Annotated in this window: 18 protein-coding genes and 1 other RNA gene; 12 read left to right on the top strand and 7 right to left on the bottom strand. The window is 64.0% G+C overall.

Annotated features, from left to right (window positions below):
* The first annotated feature begins 107 nt into the window (after window positions 1–107).
* Window positions 108–1,931 carry a PQQ-binding-like beta-propeller repeat protein gene (locus Q0R23_RS00400; protein WP_293909101.1) on the top strand — a complete coding sequence of 608 codons (1,824 nt, stop codon included), beginning with the start codon at window positions 108–110 and terminating at the stop codon, window positions 1,929–1,931.
* An 86-nt stretch (window positions 1,932–2,017) separates the two neighbouring features.
* Entirely contained in the window at window positions 2,018–2,299 is a 282-nt protein-coding gene (locus Q0R23_RS00395) for a DUF427 domain-containing protein (protein ID WP_293909099.1), read from the top strand.
* A 69-nt stretch (window positions 2,300–2,368) separates the two neighbouring features.
* On the opposite strand, the gene Q0R23_RS00390 is transcribed toward Q0R23_RS00395, so the two are convergent.
* The 3 genes from Q0R23_RS00390 to hisF all read right to left on the bottom strand — a co-directional run bounded on the left by Q0R23_RS00390 (window position 2,369) and on the right by hisF (window position 5,014).
* Window positions 2,369–3,331 carry a ribose-phosphate pyrophosphokinase gene (locus tag Q0R23_RS00390; protein ID WP_293909097.1) on the bottom strand — a complete coding sequence of 321 codons (963 nt, stop codon included), beginning with the start codon at window positions 3,329–3,331 and terminating at the stop codon, window positions 2,369–2,371.
* 175 nt (window positions 3,332–3,506) lie between these two features.
* A complete protein-coding gene (gene hisIE, locus Q0R23_RS00385) occupies window positions 3,507–4,166 on the bottom strand; it encodes a bifunctional phosphoribosyl-AMP cyclohydrolase/phosphoribosyl-ATP diphosphatase HisIE (protein ID WP_293909124.1) in 660 nt (219 codons plus the stop codon).
* A 2-nt stretch (window positions 4,167–4,168) separates the two neighbouring features.
* On the bottom strand, window positions 4,169–5,014 hold the full coding sequence (gene hisF, locus Q0R23_RS00380) for an imidazole glycerol phosphate synthase subunit HisF (RefSeq protein WP_293909095.1): 846 nt from the start codon (window positions 5,012–5,014) through the stop codon (window positions 4,169–4,171).
* A gap of 295 nt (window positions 5,015–5,309) precedes the next feature.
* Here hisF and Q0R23_RS00375 point away from each other — a divergent pair, with 295 nt between their 5' ends.
* The 3 genes from Q0R23_RS00375 (at window position 5,310) to Q0R23_RS00365 (ending at window position 6,816) form a co-directional block, all read left to right on the top strand.
* A complete protein-coding gene (locus tag Q0R23_RS00375; RefSeq protein WP_366520366.1) occupies window positions 5,310–5,741 on the top strand; it encodes a response regulator in 432 nt (143 codons plus the stop codon).
* A gap of 92 nt (window positions 5,742–5,833) precedes the next feature.
* Complete coding sequence (locus Q0R23_RS00370) at window positions 5,834–6,658, top strand: type III pantothenate kinase (protein ID WP_293909091.1); 825 nt, start codon at window positions 5,834–5,836, stop codon at window positions 6,656–6,658.
* The gene (locus Q0R23_RS00365) at window positions 6,643–6,816 is read left to right on the top strand and encodes a hypothetical protein (protein WP_293909127.1); all 174 of its coding nucleotides are present in this window, start codon (window positions 6,643–6,645) and stop codon (window positions 6,814–6,816) included. The genes Q0R23_RS00370 and Q0R23_RS00365 overlap by 16 nt, the downstream gene beginning before the upstream one ends.
* 73 nt (window positions 6,817–6,889) lie before the next feature.
* On the opposite strand, the gene proB is transcribed toward Q0R23_RS00365, so the two are convergent.
* A complete protein-coding gene (gene proB, locus Q0R23_RS00360) occupies window positions 6,890–7,981 on the bottom strand; it encodes a glutamate 5-kinase (RefSeq protein ID WP_293909089.1) in 1,092 nt (363 codons plus the stop codon).
* A 62-nt stretch (window positions 7,982–8,043) separates the two neighbouring features.
* Window positions 8,044–9,069, bottom strand: a complete 1,026-nt coding sequence (gene hemB / locus Q0R23_RS00355; RefSeq protein WP_293909087.1) for a porphobilinogen synthase — start codon at window positions 9,067–9,069, stop codon at window positions 8,044–8,046.
* A 164-nt stretch (window positions 9,070–9,233) separates the two neighbouring features.
* Here hemB and Q0R23_RS00350 point away from each other — a divergent pair, with 164 nt between their 5' ends.
* Together Q0R23_RS00350 and holA are read left to right on the top strand one after the other, a co-directional pair.
* Window positions 9,234–10,124 (top strand): serine/threonine-protein kinase, encoded by an 891-nt coding sequence (locus tag Q0R23_RS00350; RefSeq protein WP_293909085.1) that lies wholly within the window; start codon window positions 9,234–9,236, stop codon window positions 10,122–10,124.
* Window positions 10,121–11,020, top strand: coding sequence for a DNA polymerase III subunit delta (holA, locus tag Q0R23_RS00345; protein WP_293909083.1), 900 nt, complete (start codon window positions 10,121–10,123; stop codon window positions 11,018–11,020). Before Q0R23_RS00350 ends, holA begins: the two co-directional genes overlap by 4 nt.
* Window positions 11,021–11,248: 228 nt before the next feature.
* Here holA and Q0R23_RS00340 read toward each other — a convergent pair whose 3' ends face one another.
* Window positions 11,249–12,079: a hypothetical protein gene (locus Q0R23_RS00340; RefSeq protein ID WP_293909081.1), complete on the bottom strand. Its 831-nt coding sequence runs from the start codon at window positions 12,077–12,079 to the stop codon at window positions 11,249–11,251.
* A 133-nt stretch (window positions 12,080–12,212) separates the two neighbouring features.
* On the opposite strand from Q0R23_RS00340, the gene Q0R23_RS00335 reads away from it, so the two are divergent.
* From Q0R23_RS00335 to Q0R23_RS00315, 5 genes are all read left to right on the top strand, one after another.
* On the top strand, window positions 12,213–14,537 hold the full coding sequence (locus Q0R23_RS00335) for a DUF4900 domain-containing protein (protein ID WP_293909079.1): 2,325 nt from the start codon (window positions 12,213–12,215) through the stop codon (window positions 14,535–14,537).
* Window positions 14,534–14,983 (top strand): prepilin-type N-terminal cleavage/methylation domain-containing protein, encoded by a 450-nt coding sequence (locus tag Q0R23_RS00330; protein WP_293909077.1) that lies wholly within the window; start codon window positions 14,534–14,536, stop codon window positions 14,981–14,983. The genes Q0R23_RS00335 and Q0R23_RS00330 overlap by 4 nt, the downstream gene beginning before the upstream one ends.
* A complete protein-coding gene (locus Q0R23_RS00325; RefSeq protein WP_293909075.1) occupies window positions 14,980–15,387 on the top strand; it encodes a hypothetical protein in 408 nt (135 codons plus the stop codon). Before Q0R23_RS00330 ends, Q0R23_RS00325 begins: the two co-directional genes overlap by 4 nt.
* Window positions 15,387–16,244 (top strand): prepilin-type N-terminal cleavage/methylation domain-containing protein, encoded by an 858-nt coding sequence (locus tag Q0R23_RS00320; RefSeq protein WP_293909073.1) that lies wholly within the window; start codon window positions 15,387–15,389, stop codon window positions 16,242–16,244. Before Q0R23_RS00325 ends, Q0R23_RS00320 begins: the two co-directional genes overlap by 1 nt.
* A 106-nt stretch (window positions 16,245–16,350) precedes the next feature.
* Window positions 16,351–18,030: a CTP synthase gene (locus Q0R23_RS00315; protein WP_293909071.1), complete on the top strand. Its 1,680-nt coding sequence runs from the start codon at window positions 16,351–16,353 to the stop codon at window positions 18,028–18,030.
* A gap of 140 nt (window positions 18,031–18,170) precedes the next feature.
* On the opposite strand, the gene rnpB is transcribed toward Q0R23_RS00315, so the two are convergent.
* An RNA gene (gene rnpB, locus Q0R23_RS00310) (RNase P RNA component class A) lies at window positions 18,171–18,586 on the bottom strand.
* Between the last annotated feature and the right edge of the window lie 194 nt (window positions 18,587–18,780).

Genomic DNA, 18,780 nt, shown 5'->3' with positions numbered 1-18,780 from the left:
ACCGTCTATGTTTTTTTGCGCTATGACCAAGTGCTTTAAGAGAATGTAAAGGAGGTTCTATTGTGTTATCTGCGCCTCAAGGCTCTCGCGGGCAACCGCTCTCATGTTTGTTCCTCACGCTGTCCCTGCTGATCTCCGGCGGCGCGTCGGCTCAGGCCAAGGTCAATCCGCCCAGACCCGGCCTGCCGAAAACGGCCCCGGCAGTGCCCGTGAAATCAGTGCCCGGCAAACCAGTGCCAGTCAAACCAGTGCCAGTCCAGCCCGGTCCGGTCAAGGCGGCGCCCATGCCTGCCGCCTCCAGCCTGACGCCCGTGCCCACCTACAGCGCCCGCAAGGTCATTTCGGCGATCAGCGTGGCCGACAATGGTGATGTGGTGTTCATCGGCTCGGACGCCAGACTGCACCGCCTGGACGCCTCCGGCAAGGAGCGGTGGGCCTTTCCACTGGGCGACATCGGGCGGGCCTCGCCGGTACTGACGCCGCAGGGCGCAGCGATTGCGGTGGCCTACGACGACAGTGTCTACAGCATCGACGCGCTCGGCAAAAAGCTCTGGAGCGTGCGCCTGGAGGGCGGTGACATCTACGCCTCCCCGGCCCTGCGGCCCGACGGCAGCCTGATCGTGGCTGTCAGCGGCGGGGTCATCTACGCCCTCTCGGCGCAGGGGCAGACGCTGTGGACGTACAGGCACAGCTCGCCGATCTACAGCAGCCCGGTGGTGGCCCCGGACGGCGCCGTCTATCTGGGCACCCAGGGCAACGCCGTGATCGCGCTGAGCCCGGATGGCAAGCTGCTGTGGACCTACGGCGTCGGCTCGACGGTGTTCAGCAGCCCGGCGCTCGACAACTCCGGCAATTTGTATTTCGGCTCCGGCGACAAGAAGATCTACAGCCTGAGCGCCCAGGGTAAGTTGCGCTGGACCCGCGCCACCGGGTCGTTCGTCAACGCCAGCCCGATTGTCACCGCAGCGGGCCTGGTGGTGGTCGGCAGCTACGACGGCAAGGTCTACGCCCTGACGCAAGGTGGCCAGGACGCCTGGACCTATGCGGCCAGCGCCCCGGTCGCCGCGCCCGCCGCTGAACTGACGGGCGGCGCGGTGGTCGTGGGTGACCTGGGCGGCACCCTGCACGCCATTGCGCCGGGCGGCCAGGTGATCTGGACCCTCAAAACCGGCGAGAAGATCGATACCAGCGTGAACGTCAGCCCGGCGGGGACGTTGTATTTTGCCACCGCCAGCGGCAGGCTGGGCAGCATCGAGGGCCAGCCGCCGCTGGCCGACGGGGCCTGGTCGTACTTCCGGGGTTCGGCGGCGGGTTATGGCCGCCTGCTCAGCCCGGCGGAGAGTGCGGCCCAGGTGGCGCTCAAGCGTCCGGCGGCCCTGAAGGCGGCGCCGTTGCTGGCCAGACAGGCGGCGGCGCTGGCGCTGGTCGCTCAGGCGCCCCAATTGCCGGTCCAGCTGACGACAACCCAGCCACCTGCCACTCAACCGACCACCATCCCGATCATCCCCAAACCGCCTGCACCCGTCGCCCTCAAGATTGATCCGGCAATGGCTTTAGCGGCGGCGCGGCAGGTTCAGGTGGTGAGCGGGCAACTGTTGCTGCCGCTGCCGGAACTGCTCGGCGCCCTGGGAGTCCGGCCCACGGTCCAGACGCCGCGAAGTGTGAGTTTCGTGCTCGGCGGCGAAGTGCTGACGCTGCCGCTGCGCACGCTCGACGTGGCGGGCAAGTCCGGCGCCTGGCTGGCCCTGGCCGATCTGTCGCGCCTGAAACTGGGGGGCAAACCGGGGTCGGTGCGGTACACCGCCAAGCGCTACACGCTCCAGCTCGGTGCGCAGGTCCCTCTGACCTTGCCGCTGGATTTGCCGAAGCTGTTGCCGTTTTTGCCTGTCCGCGAGTTTTCCAACGTGATCGAGCGCCCGGCACCGAAATAACTGGGCCGAACTAATTTGGCCACGGTGAGCCGTCTTTGTCGGCTGCCCGACACACCGCCTCCTGCCAGACTCCTAGAGTGGGCACCATGAAAGCCATCTGGAACAATCAGGTTATCGCCGAGAGCGACGCGACGGTGGTCGTCGAGGGCAACCACTACTTTCCCCGCAGCAGCGTCAAGGCCGAGTACCTGGCCGAAAGCGGCACCCACTCCACCTGCCCCTGGAAAGGCCAGGCCAGCTACTTCAGCCTCAGCGTGGACGGCCAGACCAACCCCGACGCCGCCTGGTACTACCCCCAGCCCAAGGACGCCGCCAAGAACATCACCGGCCACGTCGCCTTCTGGAAAGGCGTGAAAGTTCAGGCGTAGGCGAGCATGAGTAAGCAGAGCGAACGGGTCAGTGTGGTCCGTTCGCTCTGTGTTGCTGGTGGAGCCGTCCTATTCGAACAGCGTGCTGACACTCTCGCCGGTGTGGATGTTGTTGATGGCGTTGGCGAACAGCGGGGCCACGTTCAGGATGGCGAGTTTGCCGCTGGCCCGGTCCATCTTGTCCTGCGAGACGTAGACGGTGTTGGTGCTGGCCACCTCCACCGCGTCGAGGCTGGCGATGCGCTCGATGGCCGGGCCACTGTAGACGCCGTGTGAAACGGCTACGTAGACTTCGCGGGCGCCCATCTTCTTGGAAAAGTTGACGGCCTCGACCAGCGAACCGGCGGTGCTGATCTCGTCGTCCACGATGAACACGCACTTGCCCGCCACGTCACCGATAAGGGCTCGCGGGTCCACGGCGGTGTCTGAGACGCGCTGCTTGTCGATGAAGGCCAGCCCCGAATCGAGTCTCCGGGCGATGGCCGAGGCCCGCTTGATGCTGCCCGCGTCGGGCGCCAGCACCACGCCCTGATGGGCATTCGGCACCCGCGATTTGAGGTGCTCGGCGATCACCACATCGGCGCTGAGGTGATCGACCGGCACCTTGAAAAAGCCGTGGACCTGCGGCGAGTGCAGCGTCATGGTCAGGACGCGGTCCGCTCCGGCTTCCTGCAAGAGATCGGCCATCAGCCGCCCGGCGATGCTGATGCGCGGCGCGTCCTTCTTGTCGCTGCGGGCGTAGCTGTAATACGGAATCACGGCGGTCACCCGCCCGGCAGAGGCGCTCTTGGCCGCGTCCACCATCAGAAACAGCTCGATGATGGCGTCGCTGACCGGGTGCGAGAAGCTCTGCACGATGAACACGTCGCCCTCGCGCAGCGAATCCTCGAAGTGGACGATCATGTTCTCGTTGGTGAACTGCTCGGTTTTGCTGTGGCCCAGCGGGATGCCGAGGTTGTCGCAGATGGCCTGCGCCAGGGGCCGGTTGCTCTGGCCGCAAAACACCATCAGTGGGCCGTGATTGATCGCCATGTAAGAAGACCTCCGGGCGCAGGGGAGCCGGGCCGAGTGAGTTGAGGAGGGGCTGGGGCAGTGCTCGCGTCATTGTACCTGGCGTCATAGTACCTGGGGCGGGCCGCGCCCTGACGTGGGATGATCTAAACCCGGTGGGTACGCCGTCACGCGCCGGGTGACAGTGGCTCCGGCCTCAGCCCGCCGCTTTGGGCGCCTTGAGCCCGGTTGTGCCCTCGCGGCTGCTGAGCACCGCCGCCACGTCGCCGGGCGTGACGCCCACTTCGGCCATCGCGAACAGCAGGTGAAAGATCAGGTCGGCGGCCTCGCCTGCCAGTTCGGCGGCGTCGCCATTCTTGGCGGCCAGCAGCACCTCGCCCGCTTCCTCGCTGATCTTCCTGAGCACCCGGTCGATGCCCCCGGCGTGCAGCCGCGCCACGTAACTGCTCTCCGGCAGCGTCTCCAGCCTGGCCTGGATGGTGGCGTAGACGCGCTCCAGCGTGCCGTCCAGACCGGGCGCCGTCTCGCTATCTGCTTCCAGCAGCGGGCGGTGAAAGCAACTGGACTCGCCGGTATGGCAGGCCGGGCCGTGCTGGTGGACTCTGTATAAAATACTGTCCCCGTCGCAGTCCAGATCTACGCTCTCGACGTGCTGGACGTGGCCGCTGGTCTCGCCCTTGATCCACTGGGCCTGCCTTGAACGCGAATAATAGGTGCCCTGGCGGCTGGATAGGGTATGTTCGAGCGCCGCCCGGTCTGCATACGCCTGCATCAGCACCGCGCCGGTCCGGGCGTCCTGCACGACCACCGGAACGAGGCCATCGGCGTCGAACGTCACGGCGTCCAGATCGAGAATGGTCACTGTCTTGCTCCCTGAGTACGTTCAGGCCCAGCCCGTTCGGGATCGTGCCAGTCGGGACGCACGGCCACGCCCTGAGCATGCAGGTACGCCTTGACCTGCGGCACGCTCAGCTCGCCGAAGTGAAACACGCTGGCCGCCAGCGCGGCGTCGGCCTGGCCACCGTCTGCGCCGCCGCTGAGCACCTCGCGGAAATCTTCGAGTCGGCCCGCGCCGCCCGACGCGATCACCGGAATATCCACCGCGCGGGCCACCGTCCTCGTCGCCTCCAGGTCGAATCCGGCCCGCGTGCCGTCGGCGTCCATGACGTTCAGGCAGATCTCGCCCGCGCCGAGCATCTGGCCGCGCACGGCCCACTCCAGCAGGTCCAGGCCGGTGTCGATGCGCCCGCCGCCCACGTAGACGTTCCAGCTCGGCCTGCTGTTCGGGTGCGCAGCGGGGTTGCGCTTGGCGTCGATAGACAGCATCACGCACTGGGCGCCGTGGTGGTCGCTGGCGCGGCGAATCAGTTCGGGGACGCGCACCGCCGAGCTGTTCAGGCTGATCTTGTCGGCCCCGGCCAGCAGCAGTTGCCGGAAGTCCGAGAGGTCGCTGACCCCGCCGCCCACGGTCAGCGGCATCATCACCTGCTCGGCGACGCGGGCGGCCACGTCCAGCATCAGCCCCCGGCCTTCAAACGAGGCGGTGATGTCGTAGAACACCAGTTCGTCGGCCTGCTGGGCCTCGTAGCGCTGAGCCAGCACCAGCGGGTCTCCGGCGTCGCGGTGGTCTTCAAAAAACCGGACGTTCTTGACCACGCGGCCATGTTGAACGTCCAGGCAGGGGATGATGCGTTTGGCGAGCATGGGCAGAGTCTAGAGCAGTACTCCGAATTACGCCACGGGGAAAACAGCCTCCCCGCGCCTCCATTCTGCGTCCTGCTCAGTCAAAACTACTCGCTCCGCTCAGTCATAAAAAGACCCTTTTCATGACATCTGCTCTAGAGCAGCCTGACGGCGCAGCTTCTCATTCACGGCCCACCCCCTCACCCCCGGCCAGCTTAAGAAGAGATAAAGATGATGTAGAATGCCTCAAGATCGGTCTCACCAACAGCTCCGCTGAAACGTGACGAACACAGTAATTCCGGGGGGCGGTATGGATATGAGGGGACGAATTTTGCTGGTGGATGACAATCCCAACGACCTCGAACTGGCGCTGGTGGCCTTCGAGAAGTCGCCCCGCGCCCCGGAAGTCACGGTGGCCCGCAGCGGTCAGGAGGCGCTGAAGCTGCTGGGCGCGGGCGACGACAGCCTGCCCGACGTCGTGCTGCTCGATCTGAATATGCCGCAGATGGACGGCCTGGCGGTTCTGGACGCCATCCGTGCTCAGCCGAACCTGAGCGACCTGCCGGTGGTGATTCTCTCGACCAGCCGCGAGGAGCGCGACATTCGCGCCAGTTATCAGCGCGGCGCCAGCGCCTACGTGGTCAAGCCTGTGGAGTTCGAGCAGTTCCTGAGCACGTTGAGCGCCACCTCCGAGTTCTGGACGCGCCTGAACAGGCATCCTCAGCGGGGCGGCGGCACCGGGCGCTGAGCGGACCAATCCGAACCCAGCACCCAGCATCCAGCACCCAGCACCCAGCATCCAGCATCCAGCGCACGCACCAATCCCGCTACCATAGCCTCATGCCCTCCGCACCCTCGCCGGACGCCCACCCGCCTGAGCATTTTCCGCTGCTGGCCATCGACATCGGCAATACCAGCACCGTCATCGGGCTGGCCAACGCCGCGCTGGAGCTGACGCAGACCTGGCGCATCCGCACCAACCGCGACCACCTGCCCGACGACCTGGCGCTGCGCCTGAGCGGGCTGTTCGGGCTGGCGGGCGCCGAGTGGCCCAAGCCTGAGTGGCCCAGACGGGCGGTGCTCAGCAACGTAGCCCCGCCGCTGGGCCAAAACTACGTGCTGGCGCTGCAACAGCACTTCGGTATCACCCCGTTCGTGGTCAGTGCCCTGAGCCTGCCGGACGTGACCATCGAGTTGACCCAGCCGGACAACCTCGGCGCCGACCGGCTGTGCAACCTGTTCGGCGCCGAGCGCTACCTGAATGAACACGAGCACGCCATCGTGGTCGATTTCGGCACCAGCACCAACTTCGACGTGATCGGGCGCGGGCGGCGCTTCATAGGCGGCGTGCTGGCCACCGGGGCGCAGGTGTCCGCCGACGCCCTGTTCTCCCGCGCCGCCCGGCTGCCCCGCATCGCCCTGGAGGCGCCCGCCACAGCCATTGGCAAGGACACCGTTCACGCCCTGCAATCCGGCCTGGTGTTCGGCTACGCCGAGATGGTCGACGGGCTGCTGCGCCGCCTGCGCTCCGAGTTGCCCAGCCCTGCCGTCGCCATCGCCACCGGCGGCTTTGCCCGCACCGTGGAAGGTATCTGCACCGAGATCGACTTCTACGACGACACCCTGACGCTCAGGGGGCTGGTGGAGTTGTGGGCGAGCCGGTAGAGGCGGCGTGTGGCCGGTGGAAAAAGATGGCCGACGAGTACGAAGCGCTCAAGCTCTTGCTTGCGGCCCAGACGGACGACTGGGGCGAGTACACGAGTGGAAAGGCGGGGTTCGTCAGTCGTGTACTCGCACGGGACATCGGCGGCGATGTTCTTTAGTTTTCCCTTAAACGTAATGTGCTTCAGGCGTAGGCCATGCAATATGAGGGTATCGCTCGACTCATTCAGCCGCCTACAGCAGCACCAGATCATCTCTATGCACGACTTCCGGGCCGTAATCAAATCCCAACGCCGCTTCAATCGCGTGGCCGCGCAGGCCCACGATGCGGCGCACGTCCGCCGAGCGGTAACGGCTCAGCCCACGGGCGATCTCCACGCCGTCCGGCCCCAGCAGCCGCACGGTATGGCCGCGCTCGAATTCGCCGTCCACGCCGCGCACGCCTACCGAGAGCAGGCTGCTGCCGCGCTCGCGTAGGGCCGTGGCGGCGCCCTCGTCGAGCTGCACGCGCCCAGGGGCGACCTCGGCCAGAATCCAGCGTTTGCGGGCTTCCAGCCGCGAGCCGTGGGCGACAAAGCGCGTGCCGATGGCCTCGCCCGCTGCGGCGCGCAGCAGCGCGTTGTCGGCGTCGCCGGGCGCTATGACCACGGGTGTTCCGGCCCGCGTGGCGATCTCGGCGGCCTGAATCTTGGTGTACATGCCCCCGGTGCCCCGGTGCGAGCCCACCCCGCCCGCCCTGGCCCACACCGAGGCGTCGATGCGCTCCACGACGGGAATCAGGGTGGCGCTCAGGTCGCTGCGCGGGTCGGCGGTGTACAGGCCCGGCGCGTCGGTCAGGATCACCAGCAGGTCGGCTTCCACCAGGTTCGCCACGAAGGCCGAGAGCGTGTCGTTGTCGCCCACTTTGATCTGCTCGACGGCCACCGCGTCGTTCTCGTTGATGATCGGCAGCACGCCGCGCTCCAGGCAGCCGCCCAGGGTGGTGCGGGCGTTGAGGTAACGGGTCCGGTCCCGAAAATCGTCGGCGGTCAGCAGCACCTGGGCGACTTTCAGGCTGTAGAGTTCGGCCAGCGAGGCGTAGGTGTGCATCAGCATGCTCTGACCCACGGCGGCCAGCAGTTGCCGCTCGGCCACCGTGCGGCTGCGCGGCGGAAAGCCCAGCACCTCCCAGCCCGCCAGAATCGCCGCCGAGGTGACCAGCACGACCTGGTGGCCCTGGCCGCTGAGCGCCGCCATCTGCCGCATCAGGTCCACCATCCGGGGGCGGTTTAGCCGGTCCGAGCCGCCGGTGAGCACTGAAGTGCCGAGTTTGAGAACGACGCGCATCTGGGCGAGTCTAGCAAGCGTGCGGCGGGGGTGGGCGGAGGAGAGGACGCCCGTCTATCCGCTCAGCGCTCCGCTACTTCCGTCGTCCTGACCGGCCTGGTCGCCTCCCGGTCTTCCCGCAGCCACCTCGCGGCGTCGAGGGCGTGGTAGGTCATGATGGCGTCGGCCCCGGCGCGGCGCAGCGAGCCCAGGGTTTCGAGCACGCTGCGGCGCTCGTCGAGCATTCCGGCCTGCGCGGCGGCCTTGAGCATGGCGTACTCGCCGCTGACGTTGTAGGCGACCAGCGGCAGATCGAAGGTGTCGCGCACCACACGCAGCACGTCCAGGTAGGCCAGCGCGGGCTTGACCATCAGGAAGTCGGCGCCCTCGTCCACGTCGAGCTGAGCTTCACGGATGGCCTCGCGGTAGCCGCCCGCCGGGTCCATCTGGTAGCTGGCCCGGTCCCCGACGCTGGGCGCAGAGCCTGCCGCCTCGCGGAAGGGGCCGTAGAAGGCGCTGGCGTACTTCACGGCGTAGGCCATGATCGGAATGTGTCCAAATCCGGCCTGGTCCAGCGCGGCCCGGATGGCGCCCACCTGGCCGTCCATCATGGCGCTGGGCGCGACGATATCGGCTCCGGCGCGGGCCTGCGAGACGGCGGTGGCGGCCAGCAGCGGCAGGGCGGCGTCGTTGTCCACCGTCCAGCCGCCGCGCGAGTCCGGCACCAGTGGCCCGCAGTGCCCGTGATCGGTGTACTCGCACAGGCAGGTGTCGGCGATGATGGTCAACTCCGGAAACCGCGCCCTGACGCTGCGAATGGCCCGCTGCACCACGCCCTCCTCGCTGCGCGACTCCTGGCCCAGAGCGTCTTTATGGTCCGGAATACCGAACAGCACGACGCTGCCGATGCCCAGATCCACCGCCTCCTGGATGCGGGCGAGCAGACCCGGCAGGTCGTGGCGGCAGACCCCCGGCATGGTGCTGATCGGCAAGTCGCCCTGGCCCTCGTGGACGAACAGCGGCAGAATGAAGTGTTCGGGCGCCAGATACGTTTCGCGGGTCAGGGCACGCAGGGCGCGGGTGCGGCGCAGGCGGCGGGGTCGTTGCATCCTTCCAGGCTAGCGCGGCGAGCCGGGGCGGGGGTGACGGGAATTTCGATTGCGCCCTGTGCCACCGCCCAGCGTCACCTGACATGAAGGTCAGATAATCACCGAATCTTCACGTCACCGTGGGTGTGACGCCCCTGTGAAACTTTCGTCTTTATACTCTGACGATGACGGTCTCCTCAAACACCCAGTCGCCACCTCAGGCGGTCACCGGCTCTGCGGTCACTGCCCTGACCGGACGCTCGCTCATGGGCGTGCGCGGCGGCGTGCGAACCGAGCGCGGCACCTGGCAGGGCCGGGCGGTGTTCATCAAGTCGCTGGAAAGCGCCGACCCCGAATACCAGGTGCGCTTCGGCCATGAGGGCCGGGTGGTCAGCCGCCTGAGCCATCCGAGGCTGGTGCCGTTGCTGGGCCGCAGCAGAGATCAACTGGTCTTTCCGTTCATCGAGGGGTGCAGCCTGCGCGAACTGCTCGATCTGCGCCCGCTGAGCGTCGCTGAAACGTTGTCGGTCACCAGGGGCGTGTTGCGGGCCGCCTGCTACGTGCACGACCAGGGCGTGACCCACCACGACCTCAAGCCGGAGAACGTGATGCTGCTGCGCGGCCAGGCGGGCGAGCCGTGCGTGCTCGTCACCGATTTCGGCATGGCCCACGACCGCGCCCTGAGCGACGATCTGCACGCCGGAACCCGCATGGGCACGCCGCAGTTCATGGCGCCCGAACAGTTCCGGGGTGTGCGCGGCGACCCCCGCAGCGACCTCTACGCCATCGGTGGGCTGATCTTCGACTGCCTGGCCGGGTGTCCACCCCACCCCGACGCGCTGGGCTGGCTGGTCGGCTCCTCGCAGGAGCGCCTGCCCTTGCCTGGCCCGGCGGCGCTGCACCCTGTCATCGAGCGGGCCTTGCAGCGTGCCCCGGATGACCGCTACCAGACGGCCCGCGACTTTCTGCGTGCGCTGATCGGCGTCTCGCAGCGCCTCCAGTCGGAGTGCGCCCAGCAGACCCAGGCCCAGGACACCCAGGCCCAGGACGGCCAGACACAGGAGACCCCGGCTTGATCCTGGCGTTTTCCGGCAACCGTTTTTTAATCGAGGAAGCTGCCCGCGAGGCGGCCCAGGTTCGTGGCCTGCATCTGCGCGATCTGCCCCGCCTCGGTGGCGAGGACGTCAGCGCCGCTGGCCTGGCGCCGCTGCTGGCCCCCAGCCTGTTCGGTGAGGCGGCGGTGCTGGTCGATCTCGACGGCGTGCGGCCCGACAAGGCCCTGCTCGAAGCCTTGGCGACGCCCGGCGCCCTGGTGATGGTGCTCGATCCGCTCGGCGCCGCTGGCCGCGTCAAGCAGTATCAGCAGCACGGTGAGCACCAGGCGGTGCCCTCGCCCAGCAAAACCGGCGAGGTGTCCGCCTGGGCGACCAGCCGCGCCAAACGCCTGGGCCTGAAGCTCGAAGTGGGCGCCGCCACTTACCTCGCCGAAGTCTTCGGCGCCGACCTGGCGGGGTTGAGCGCCGAACTCAACAAGCTGACCTTCGTGGGCGGCCCCTTTAGCCGTGAGCGGGTCGAGGGTGTGGTGGGCCGGGAGCCGCCCGGCGACTCGTTCGCCATGCTGGGCGCCGCCACGGCCCGCCAGCCCGCGCAGGCCCTGGCCCACCTCCGGCGCCTGATCGGCAGCGGCGAAGACCCCTTCAAACTGCTCGGTGCGGTGGTCTGGCAGTACAGCCTGGTGGCCCGGAGTCTGGCGCTCCTTCAGCAGGGTGGCCGCCTCTCCGAAACCGGAGCCGCCCAGCAGCTCGGCGTCAAACCGTATCCGGCCAAAAAGGCTCTGGAAGTCGCCCGCCGCCTCAGCGAGCCGCGCATTCAGGTCCATCTGGGTCACATTCAGGACGCCGACCTGGCCATGAAACGCGGTCTGGACGCAGGCGCGGTGCTGGAGCGGCTGATGGTGCAGTTGAGTCTGTGAAGGGGGCGTGTGGCTGGTGGCGAGTGGCTGGCTGGTGGGAAAAGCGGGAAGTGCAATGGACTACCGGCTACCGTAAAGCTGAGCAGCGCGGGACGCTCTACCCGTGGTCGTCGCCGTCTCGCTGCACGGTCAGAGGCGGCAGCTCGCCGACCGAACGGGACTGAGTGGGACATCATCGCTGGACTTTGTCTTGGCCCCGAACAGTAGTGCTTGGTCTTTGCCCACACCCTACTTCCCGCTTTGACCGCTCCACCTGCGGGCACCGACGCTCAGGCAGGCGGCGGCCAGAGGTGCCAGGGCACGGGTTTCACGTCTGAGGAGCGCCAATGCCACGGTGCTCAGGCTCAGCACGCGGGCGGCCTGGACCCGCGCACCGGATACCGGGCGCGGCAGGCTGTCACAGGCGCTGGTGATCCGTTCGGGCGCGACCAGATGCTTGCCCAGCCCCAGCGCGGCCAGGCTCAGCAGGTCTCCCACGACGCTGCTGCCCGCGTTGTGTCCAGCAGCCGGGAGGGCACCGCTCGCCAGCGCCGCGCCCCCGGCCCAGGGCGGCGGACTGAACTGATCGCCCATGCGGTGAGCCCATTCCAGCGCGGCGCCCGGCATCAGACTGGCGACGTTGCCGCTGCTCAGGGCGACCAGAGCGGCCTGCACGCTCAGGGCTGCACTGTCTTGCTCACTCGCCCGTGGGCCGACCGTGGCGGCCAGCACGCGGGTGCTGCTCAGCGCCGTGAAGGCGGGCAGGGCGTGGCGCAAGGTCGCGGCGCTTTCCGGGAAGCCTGGTTTGGTGGTGGCCGGGCGGCCCAGCAGCCCCACAAACGCCAGGGGCATGGCGGCGGCGGCGCTGGCCGGTGAATCCGGGTCGAGTTCGCGGGCGATGGCCCAGCCGCTGAAGGTGCCCAGGCCCACGCGCAGGCTGCCCGCCCAGGAGTGGCCCAGCAACCGCGCCCCCAGGATACTCAAGCCCAGGCCGGTGACGGCGGCGCGGTTGGACGCGTAGGTCGGGTCGAGGGGCCGGGGCAGGGCAGACGCAGTGCGGAAGGGGGCTGGTGAGGTCATGGCTCACCGTAAGGCGGCGCGTGGCCTGGCGGGTGAGGCGGGAATGTGGGTTGATTCGGGATTGTACGGTATGGCAGGCAGGGCGCCCTCTGTTTGGTGTTGCTTTATTAAGGTTAAGTGGCCATGATGGGGCATGTCTACTCAACCTGTTGCACGGGCACGTCGCCGGACACCTGCACAACAGGAGCAGGGTGCGGCTCTCATCTTTCTGGTGCTGATGGTTCTGGTCATTTTATGTTCGCTCATCATCGTCAGTGCAAATTTGGCGGTCAATGCCCGACGCAACACAGGTGAGCAGCGAGTGGCCCTCCAATCGCAGTACGCGGCTGAGTCGGGAGTAAGCCTGGCGCGGGCAAAACTGGGGCTTTTTTACGCGATGACCAGAAGCATTGTCTTACCGAAGGGGTCCGGCGTTGGTACAGATAGGTCTGATATTCGAAATATTTTTGGCAGTATATGTGGACGAACGCCTATAACAGCGGGCATAGGTGTGTACGATCCATACACACCAACATCTGGAACCCAAAAACTCACTTTAAACAGCTCCGCTGGAACAATTAGCGGCCTTGACGGAGTTGTAATGTGCGATTTTGCGACGGATCCTTATTCAAAGTCCGCTGTCGCCGGTTTTTTCAAAACATACCTCACAAACACCGAAAAAACGCAACTAAACCTCGATGACCCCAAAATCGATTCTTTCATCGACGACCTGATCGCGCCAGCTACCTTGACAGGCAACCGGCTGCTCCCAACTGAAAAGAAGTACGATTTGGTTAACGGGCAGCCACTGTCCGGAAACATAGAGAGCCGATTCTCTATTATACCACTGGCGGTTTCGAGACCAGCTCTGGACACTTTTGTCTTTTACTTCATGGTCAGTGATTTGAAAGTCGCCTCCAATGTTTTGAACGGCAGCCGTGCAGTTTCGTCGTCACCAAATAATGCCGTCAATCGACGAATGTATTCTTTCACAGCTATTCGCGGAAGTTTCGCCAAATACGCATTGTTCACAAATCATCACTTTGCAACATATACGAGTGAGACGTCGAGTCTGCCAATTTATATGAATAGCGCTTTCAATTTTTCTGGCCCTGTTCATACAAATCAGAAACTCTCTCTGTTCGGAAGCCCCTATTTTGGTGGAAAAATGACTTCCTCTGGATGCCCGGCAAACCAAATTGTGCCTGGAAACGGTATTCCTGGTGACCCGAACGAGGACGAACATTGCGCTGTCGTGGGAATACCTGGATCTTTCTTCGGCTCACCCGCTGGCTACGTAAGGCCAAGCGAGATGCTTGGTGTCGGCGATCCGATAGGGTTTCCGCTCGATTCAGATTTAAACCAAACGGTAAACTTTAATGGCGCCAGCCCAAACTTTGCGGAGGGATCGACATGGAACCACGATTTCGTTCCTTTGCCGAAAAACGGGACCAATCAGAAGGTGGATGCATCGAGCATACAGAACGGCACAACAGGTTTGTTCATCGACAGTGGTGCGAAGATTAGGAAAGTCAGCCTCGGAGTGTCCGGTACATCTCCAAAGTTTCAAACAATTACTTACACAAAAGTGAAAACAACCGGTACTGTGCCTGTGGCCCCGATTACGACAGAACTCCGCTTTGACAGTTACAGCAGGATGCAGATTCGGGATAAAGGCACCTGGGTCGCGGCCTTCAAAAACGTTACGACGGGTGAATGGCAAGCGGGTGGCGGGGTTGCCGCAAAATTCAACGGTGTCATCTACTCGACGGATGGAGTGGACAGCATATACACAGACCCAACAACTTCGGGCAAAAATGGAGCAGCGATTGCGGAATTTGCCCAAATTTCCGTTGGGGCAGACCGCGACGTGGTAATTACCGATCATCTCAAATACGAAAGACCACCCTGTACTGGTAGCGACCCGAAACTTCCGAACTGCGATGATCTCATCGACTCGACAACCCAGGCTTACGTGCGGAACGTGTTGGGCATATACTCCATTCTGGGGCAGGTTCAGATTGCCAACAATCCAAACAGCCGTGTGAAGAACACGGATCCTGATGCGGGTCTTCTGAATGCGCCGGATAACGTGACTGTCAATGCGGTGCTGCTAGCTGCGGGCGATAAAAGCACATACGTGCCGAATGGTGGGTCGGTTAACGTGCAGAATCCGGGCCTGGGTTTATCCAAAGGCAAATTAAACCTGCTCGGCGGCGTTATTGAAAACTATTACGGTCAGTTTGGGATATTCAGCCCTAAAACCGGGAACCTTTCGACTGGTATGGCACAGAACTTTATCTACGACCAGCGCATGGAAACCGGGTTCGCGCCTCCCAGCTTTCCTACTCAGCGAAGCTGGGACGGAGGGTTGAGTCAGTATGATATGAATGGCACAGCCCTGCGAGACAGCTCAGGTTCTCTGATTCCGGTAGCCTCTTTCAGCCTCTCTGGTGATATTACGCAGGTTGCCCCATGAAACCGTCTGTTCGGGGATTTACCCTTCTGGAATTACTGATTGTCATGGCCATTTTGGGAATTACTCTCACACTATTTCTCTGGGGATTGAATGGTCAGCTTCAAAAATCGCGCCTCCAGAACGCTGTCACCCTGTTCTCTAGCGATTTGCAGCGTGCCCGGAGTACGGCCTGGCGGGCTGGTCAGACCACCACCGTGAAACTGCTCGATGGCGGTGATGGGTATACATTCAAACAGGGCGCAGCCGCAGAGGCGACCTTTATTTTTCCTGATGGCGTGATCGCTACAGTGGTTCCTGCAACCACAGCCGCGCGGTCTGTCACCTACACTGCACCATTTGCCGATAACGTGAGTGCTGTGGGCTCAACGTTTACGCTCAGCATTCTAAATACAACCGTGAAGGATACTGTGCATGTTTTTGGCGTCACCGGAAAGGTGGTTCGGTGAGACGAACCGCCGCAGGTCTTTCGATGGTCGAAGTGCTTGTTGCCATTCTCCTGCTTGGACTGATCGTTGTATTGACCGCCCAGCCCCTCATAAATTCTCTCAACATCAGCGGCACGTCAAGTACAACACTTGCTGGCACCCGAAAAGCACAAGATGTGATGGAGCGGGCGCGTAGCGTTGTCATGGCCAACTACAATGCACCGATGGGACCGCTGAGCCTGATGCCCAAAGACACATCGACAGTGATTTGTCAGGACATTTCACTGGCAAATGTGGTTACAGGCTCCTGCAACGATATGGCTGCTGGTTCTAACAGTTTATTCGCCCCTTTCAAGCGGCGTTTAATCGTTACAACGCCAATTGATAAGCAGACGCCCGTTGTGCTCACTCTGGATGTGCGCTGATGGAACGGCAACAGGGACTGACCCTTGTAGAACTCCTGATCTCGCTGCTGATTGTCGGGCTGTTGCTGACGTTTATTACCCAACTCTTCCGTGGCACGCTGGTCGCCACCAACACGGTCAACTTCAGAAACGACCTTATTTCCGAGATTCAACTGTCTCAGCAGGTCATTTCAGGTCGCCTCACTGACGCAGTGTACGTCTACAAGCCTGGTGATGGAAAGCTTAACCTGACAGCCAGTGGTGAAACGACCAAGAATCTCGTAGGGGTTGCTAACAGGAATTCTCAGAATTGGCAGATCAATACTGACCCATTTGTCGCCATGATATTGCCGCCCCAGATTCCACTGGCTGCCTGTACCGCTGCCAGCCCAGACGGTTGCTTCCGGTTTTTTGCTTATTACGCATATCCGCGCAAGACTCTCGTTGACGCCGCCGTTATAGACCCCTCTGTTGAAGCGCCCAACGCCGATCTCGACAACAACGATAAGTGGATCATCATGGAATACAGACGCAACCTGGTTGATTTATCCGGTACGTTTTGGACGCCTGGTGTCAGTGTTGCGGGAGCGGCAACGTACTACCAGGGCGGCTCCGGACGAATTCTGGCTGATTATATTCAACCTGATGGCGCGGCTGGGCTCAGGTTTGTGGTCACACCACCGACGGCGGCAGGCATAACGCCAAGAGTGCTCGGCAGTGTGCAGATCAATGTCACGGGTCAGCTCAACCGTACTGGGGTGGACAAGACAAACGCTGACGGCTCTGCCAACCCAGGCGCAGTGACCACCATCACCTCGCAGTCCGTCAGCGTCTTTCCGCGTAACTGGGTCTGCGCTGCGTCTGCCAGACCGTGTTGATACCAGACCCTGCTGACCTCACCCCACCCGTGCTACCCTGAAACTCCGGAGGCCTCTGCGCTCCGGATTTTCTTTTTTGGCCCCGGCCCCAGCGAGAGGAAACAGCATGCATACCAAATACATCTTCGTGACCGGCGGCGTCGTCTCCAGCCTGGGCAAAGGCGTGGTGACGGCCTCCCTGGGCGCCCTGATGCGCGCGCGCGGCTACACAGTCACCGCCGTCAAGATCGATCCCTACATCAATATTGATGCTGGAACCATGCGGCCCTACGAGCACGGCGAGGTCTTCGTGACCGCCTCCGGGGCCGAGACCGACCTCGACCTGGGCAACTACGAGCGTTTCCTCGATCTGGACGTTCCGGCGGGCAGCAACATCACCACCGGCCAGGTCTACCTCGAAGTCATCCGTAAGGAGCGGGCCGGAGATTACCTCTCGCAGACGGTGCAGGTCATTCCGCACGTCACCGACGAGATCAAGAGCCGCATCATCGCCGCCGGTGAGCGGGCGGGCGCCAACATCGTCATCGTCGAGGTGGGCGGCACGGTGGGCGACATCGAATCGCTGCCGTTTCTGGAGGCCATCCGGCAGTTCCGATTCGACGTGGGCGACGAGCACACCCTCTACCTGCACCTGACGCTGGTGCCGTACCTGGGCACCTCCAACGAGTTCAAGACCAAGCCGACCCAGCACTCGGTGGCGACCCTCAGATCGGTGGGCATCAGCCCCGACATCGTGATGGTCCGCAGCAAGGACAACCTGCCCGAAGAGATCACCCGCAAGATCGCGCTGTTTACCAGCGTCAAGCCCAACCGGGTCTTCGCCTCCTTCGACGTGCCGCACGTCTACGAGGTGCCGCTGGCCCTCGAAGAGCAGGGGCTGGGCAAGGCCGTCGAGAGCCTGTTGGAGCTGGAGCATATCCACCCCAACCTGGGCGTCTGGCAGCACGCCGTGCGGGTCATCAAGTCGCCCAAAAAGGAAGTCACCATTGCGCTGGCGGGCAAATACACCGTCATGCCCGACGCCTACCTCTCGATGATGGAGGCGCTGCTGCACGCCGGAATCGCCAACGACGCCCGCGTCAACATCAAATGGGTCAACACCGAGTCGCTCGAAGAGGTGGCCCAGATCGAGGAGCACCTGGGCGACGTGGACGGCATTCTGGTGCCCGGCGGCTTCGGCGTGCGCGGCATCGAGGGCAAGATTCGCGCCGCCGAGTACGCCCGCACCCAGGGTGTGCCGTACCTGGGTATCTGCCTGGGCATGCAGATCGCCGTGATCGAGTACGCCCGCAACGTGGTGGGCCTCAGTGGGGCCAACTCCACCGAGTTCGACCCCTACGCGCCGCACAAGGTCATCGACCTGATGCCCGAACAGCTCGAAACCCTGGACCTGGGCGGCACCATGCGCCTGGGCGACTGGCCGATGAAGCTGGCGGCTGGAACCAGATTGGCCAAGCTCTACACCGTCCCCCAGGGCGGCGAGGTGAGCGAGCGCCACCGCCACCGCTACGAGGTCAACCCGGTGTACGTCGAGCAGCTTAGGGCGGCAGGATTAATCGTCAGCGGCGTCACCCCCGGTATGGCCGGACGCGGCGCGGGCCTGGTCGAGAGCATCGAGCTGAGCGGTCATCCGTTTTTCGTCGGCCTCCAGGCGCACCCCGAATTCAAGTCGCGCCCGATGCGCCCCAGCCCACCGTTCGCCGGACTGATCGCGGCGGCGCTGCTGCGTCAGGGAGCGGCGGACCGGGAAGTGGGCAGTGGGCAGTGGGAAGTGGGAAGCGCCTGAAGCGGGCGGGCTGGTGAGATGGGTTGCTTGGCAGCCCTGCCGTCTCTTCCAGCCGAACTCGATCAGGATTTGCCCACTCCCCACTTCCCCGAACCCACTCCCAAAAAAGCGCCCCCGCTGTTTCAGGGAGCGCTTTTTTCTGGTACGGGAAGGTAGTAAGCCGGGTTCTGTGTCTCTTGCGAGCCACGGCCATCTCTCTGCGACGGGCATCGCTGCCGCGCCTGAAGCGACCATCCTGGGAATCAATGGGCGGGCCACCCTCCTCCACTATCGGGTCTTGCACCGGATGGGGTTTACCAGACGCCGCGTGTTTCCATGCGGCCTGGTGCGCTCTTACCGCACCGTTTCACCCTGACCTGCGCCCGCCGTGAGAGCGGCGCCCTCGGCGCAGGCGGTCTGGTTTCTGTGGCACTGTCCGTCGGCTTCGCGCCTTTCCGGGAATCTCTCTCCCCGGCGGTTCACTCGCCGCCCAGCCGTTAGCTGGCATCCTGCCCTGCGGTGCCCGGACTTTCCTCACCCTGGGTTTGAAGCAGGGCGTGGCCGTGTTCCTTCCCGCGCCGAGCAGTCTAACACGGCGCATCCAGCGAGCAAGGGGTGAAGCCGTTCCAGGGGTGTAACTCAGAAATGCGGGATACTGAGGGATGATCGAACCAGAGTGGGCGGTAGCCGTGCGGGAGCGAACAGAGCAACTGATCCGTGACCTGAACGCCGGGTTGCCTCAGGACGCCGGTCCAGTGGCGATCGAACGCG

The organism is Deinococcus sp., from assembly GCF_025362455.1.
Classification (GTDB): Bacteria; Deinococcota; Deinococci; order Deinococcales; family Deinococcaceae; genus Deinococcus.
The sequence above is the reverse complement of the archived record's forward strand: the minus strand, read 5'-3'. Positions and strand labels throughout refer to the sequence as shown.

Coding starts and splice junctions, on each gene's coding strand:
- hemB (WP_293909087.1), bottom strand. CDS start 9,069: ATGCAACGACCCCGCCGCCTGCGCCGCACCCGCGCCCTGCGTGCCCTG.
- Q0R23_RS00330 (WP_293909077.1), top strand. CDS start 14,534: ATGAAACCGTCTGTTCGGGGATTTACCCTTCTGGAATTACTGATTGTC.
- Q0R23_RS00335 (WP_293909079.1), top strand. CDS start 12,213: ATGTCTACTCAACCTGTTGCACGGGCACGTCGCCGGACACCTGCACAA.
- Q0R23_RS00320 (WP_293909073.1), top strand. CDS start 15,387: ATGGAACGGCAACAGGGACTGACCCTTGTAGAACTCCTGATCTCGCTG.
- Q0R23_RS00375 (WP_366520366.1), top strand. CDS start 5,310: ATGAGGGGACGAATTTTGCTGGTGGATGACAATCCCAACGACCTCGAA.
- Q0R23_RS00340 (WP_293909081.1), bottom strand. CDS start 12,079: ATGACCTCACCAGCCCCCTTCCGCACTGCGTCTGCCCTGCCCCGGCCC.
- Q0R23_RS00315 (WP_293909071.1), top strand. CDS start 16,351: ATGCATACCAAATACATCTTCGTGACCGGCGGCGTCGTCTCCAGCCTG.
- Q0R23_RS00370 (WP_293909091.1), top strand. CDS start 5,834: ATGCCCTCCGCACCCTCGCCGGACGCCCACCCGCCTGAGCATTTTCCG.
- Q0R23_RS00390 (WP_293909097.1), bottom strand. CDS start 3,331: ATGGCGATCAATCACGGCCCACTGATGGTGTTTTGCGGCCAGAGCAAC.
- Q0R23_RS00350 (WP_293909085.1), top strand. CDS start 9,234: ATGACGGTCTCCTCAAACACCCAGTCGCCACCTCAGGCGGTCACCGGC.
- Q0R23_RS00395 (WP_293909099.1), top strand. CDS start 2,018: ATGAAAGCCATCTGGAACAATCAGGTTATCGCCGAGAGCGACGCGACG.
- proB (WP_293909089.1), bottom strand. CDS start 7,981: ATGCGCGTCGTTCTCAAACTCGGCACTTCAGTGCTCACCGGCGGCTCG.
- hisF (WP_293909095.1), bottom strand. CDS start 5,014: ATGCTCGCCAAACGCATCATCCCCTGCCTGGACGTTCAACATGGCCGC.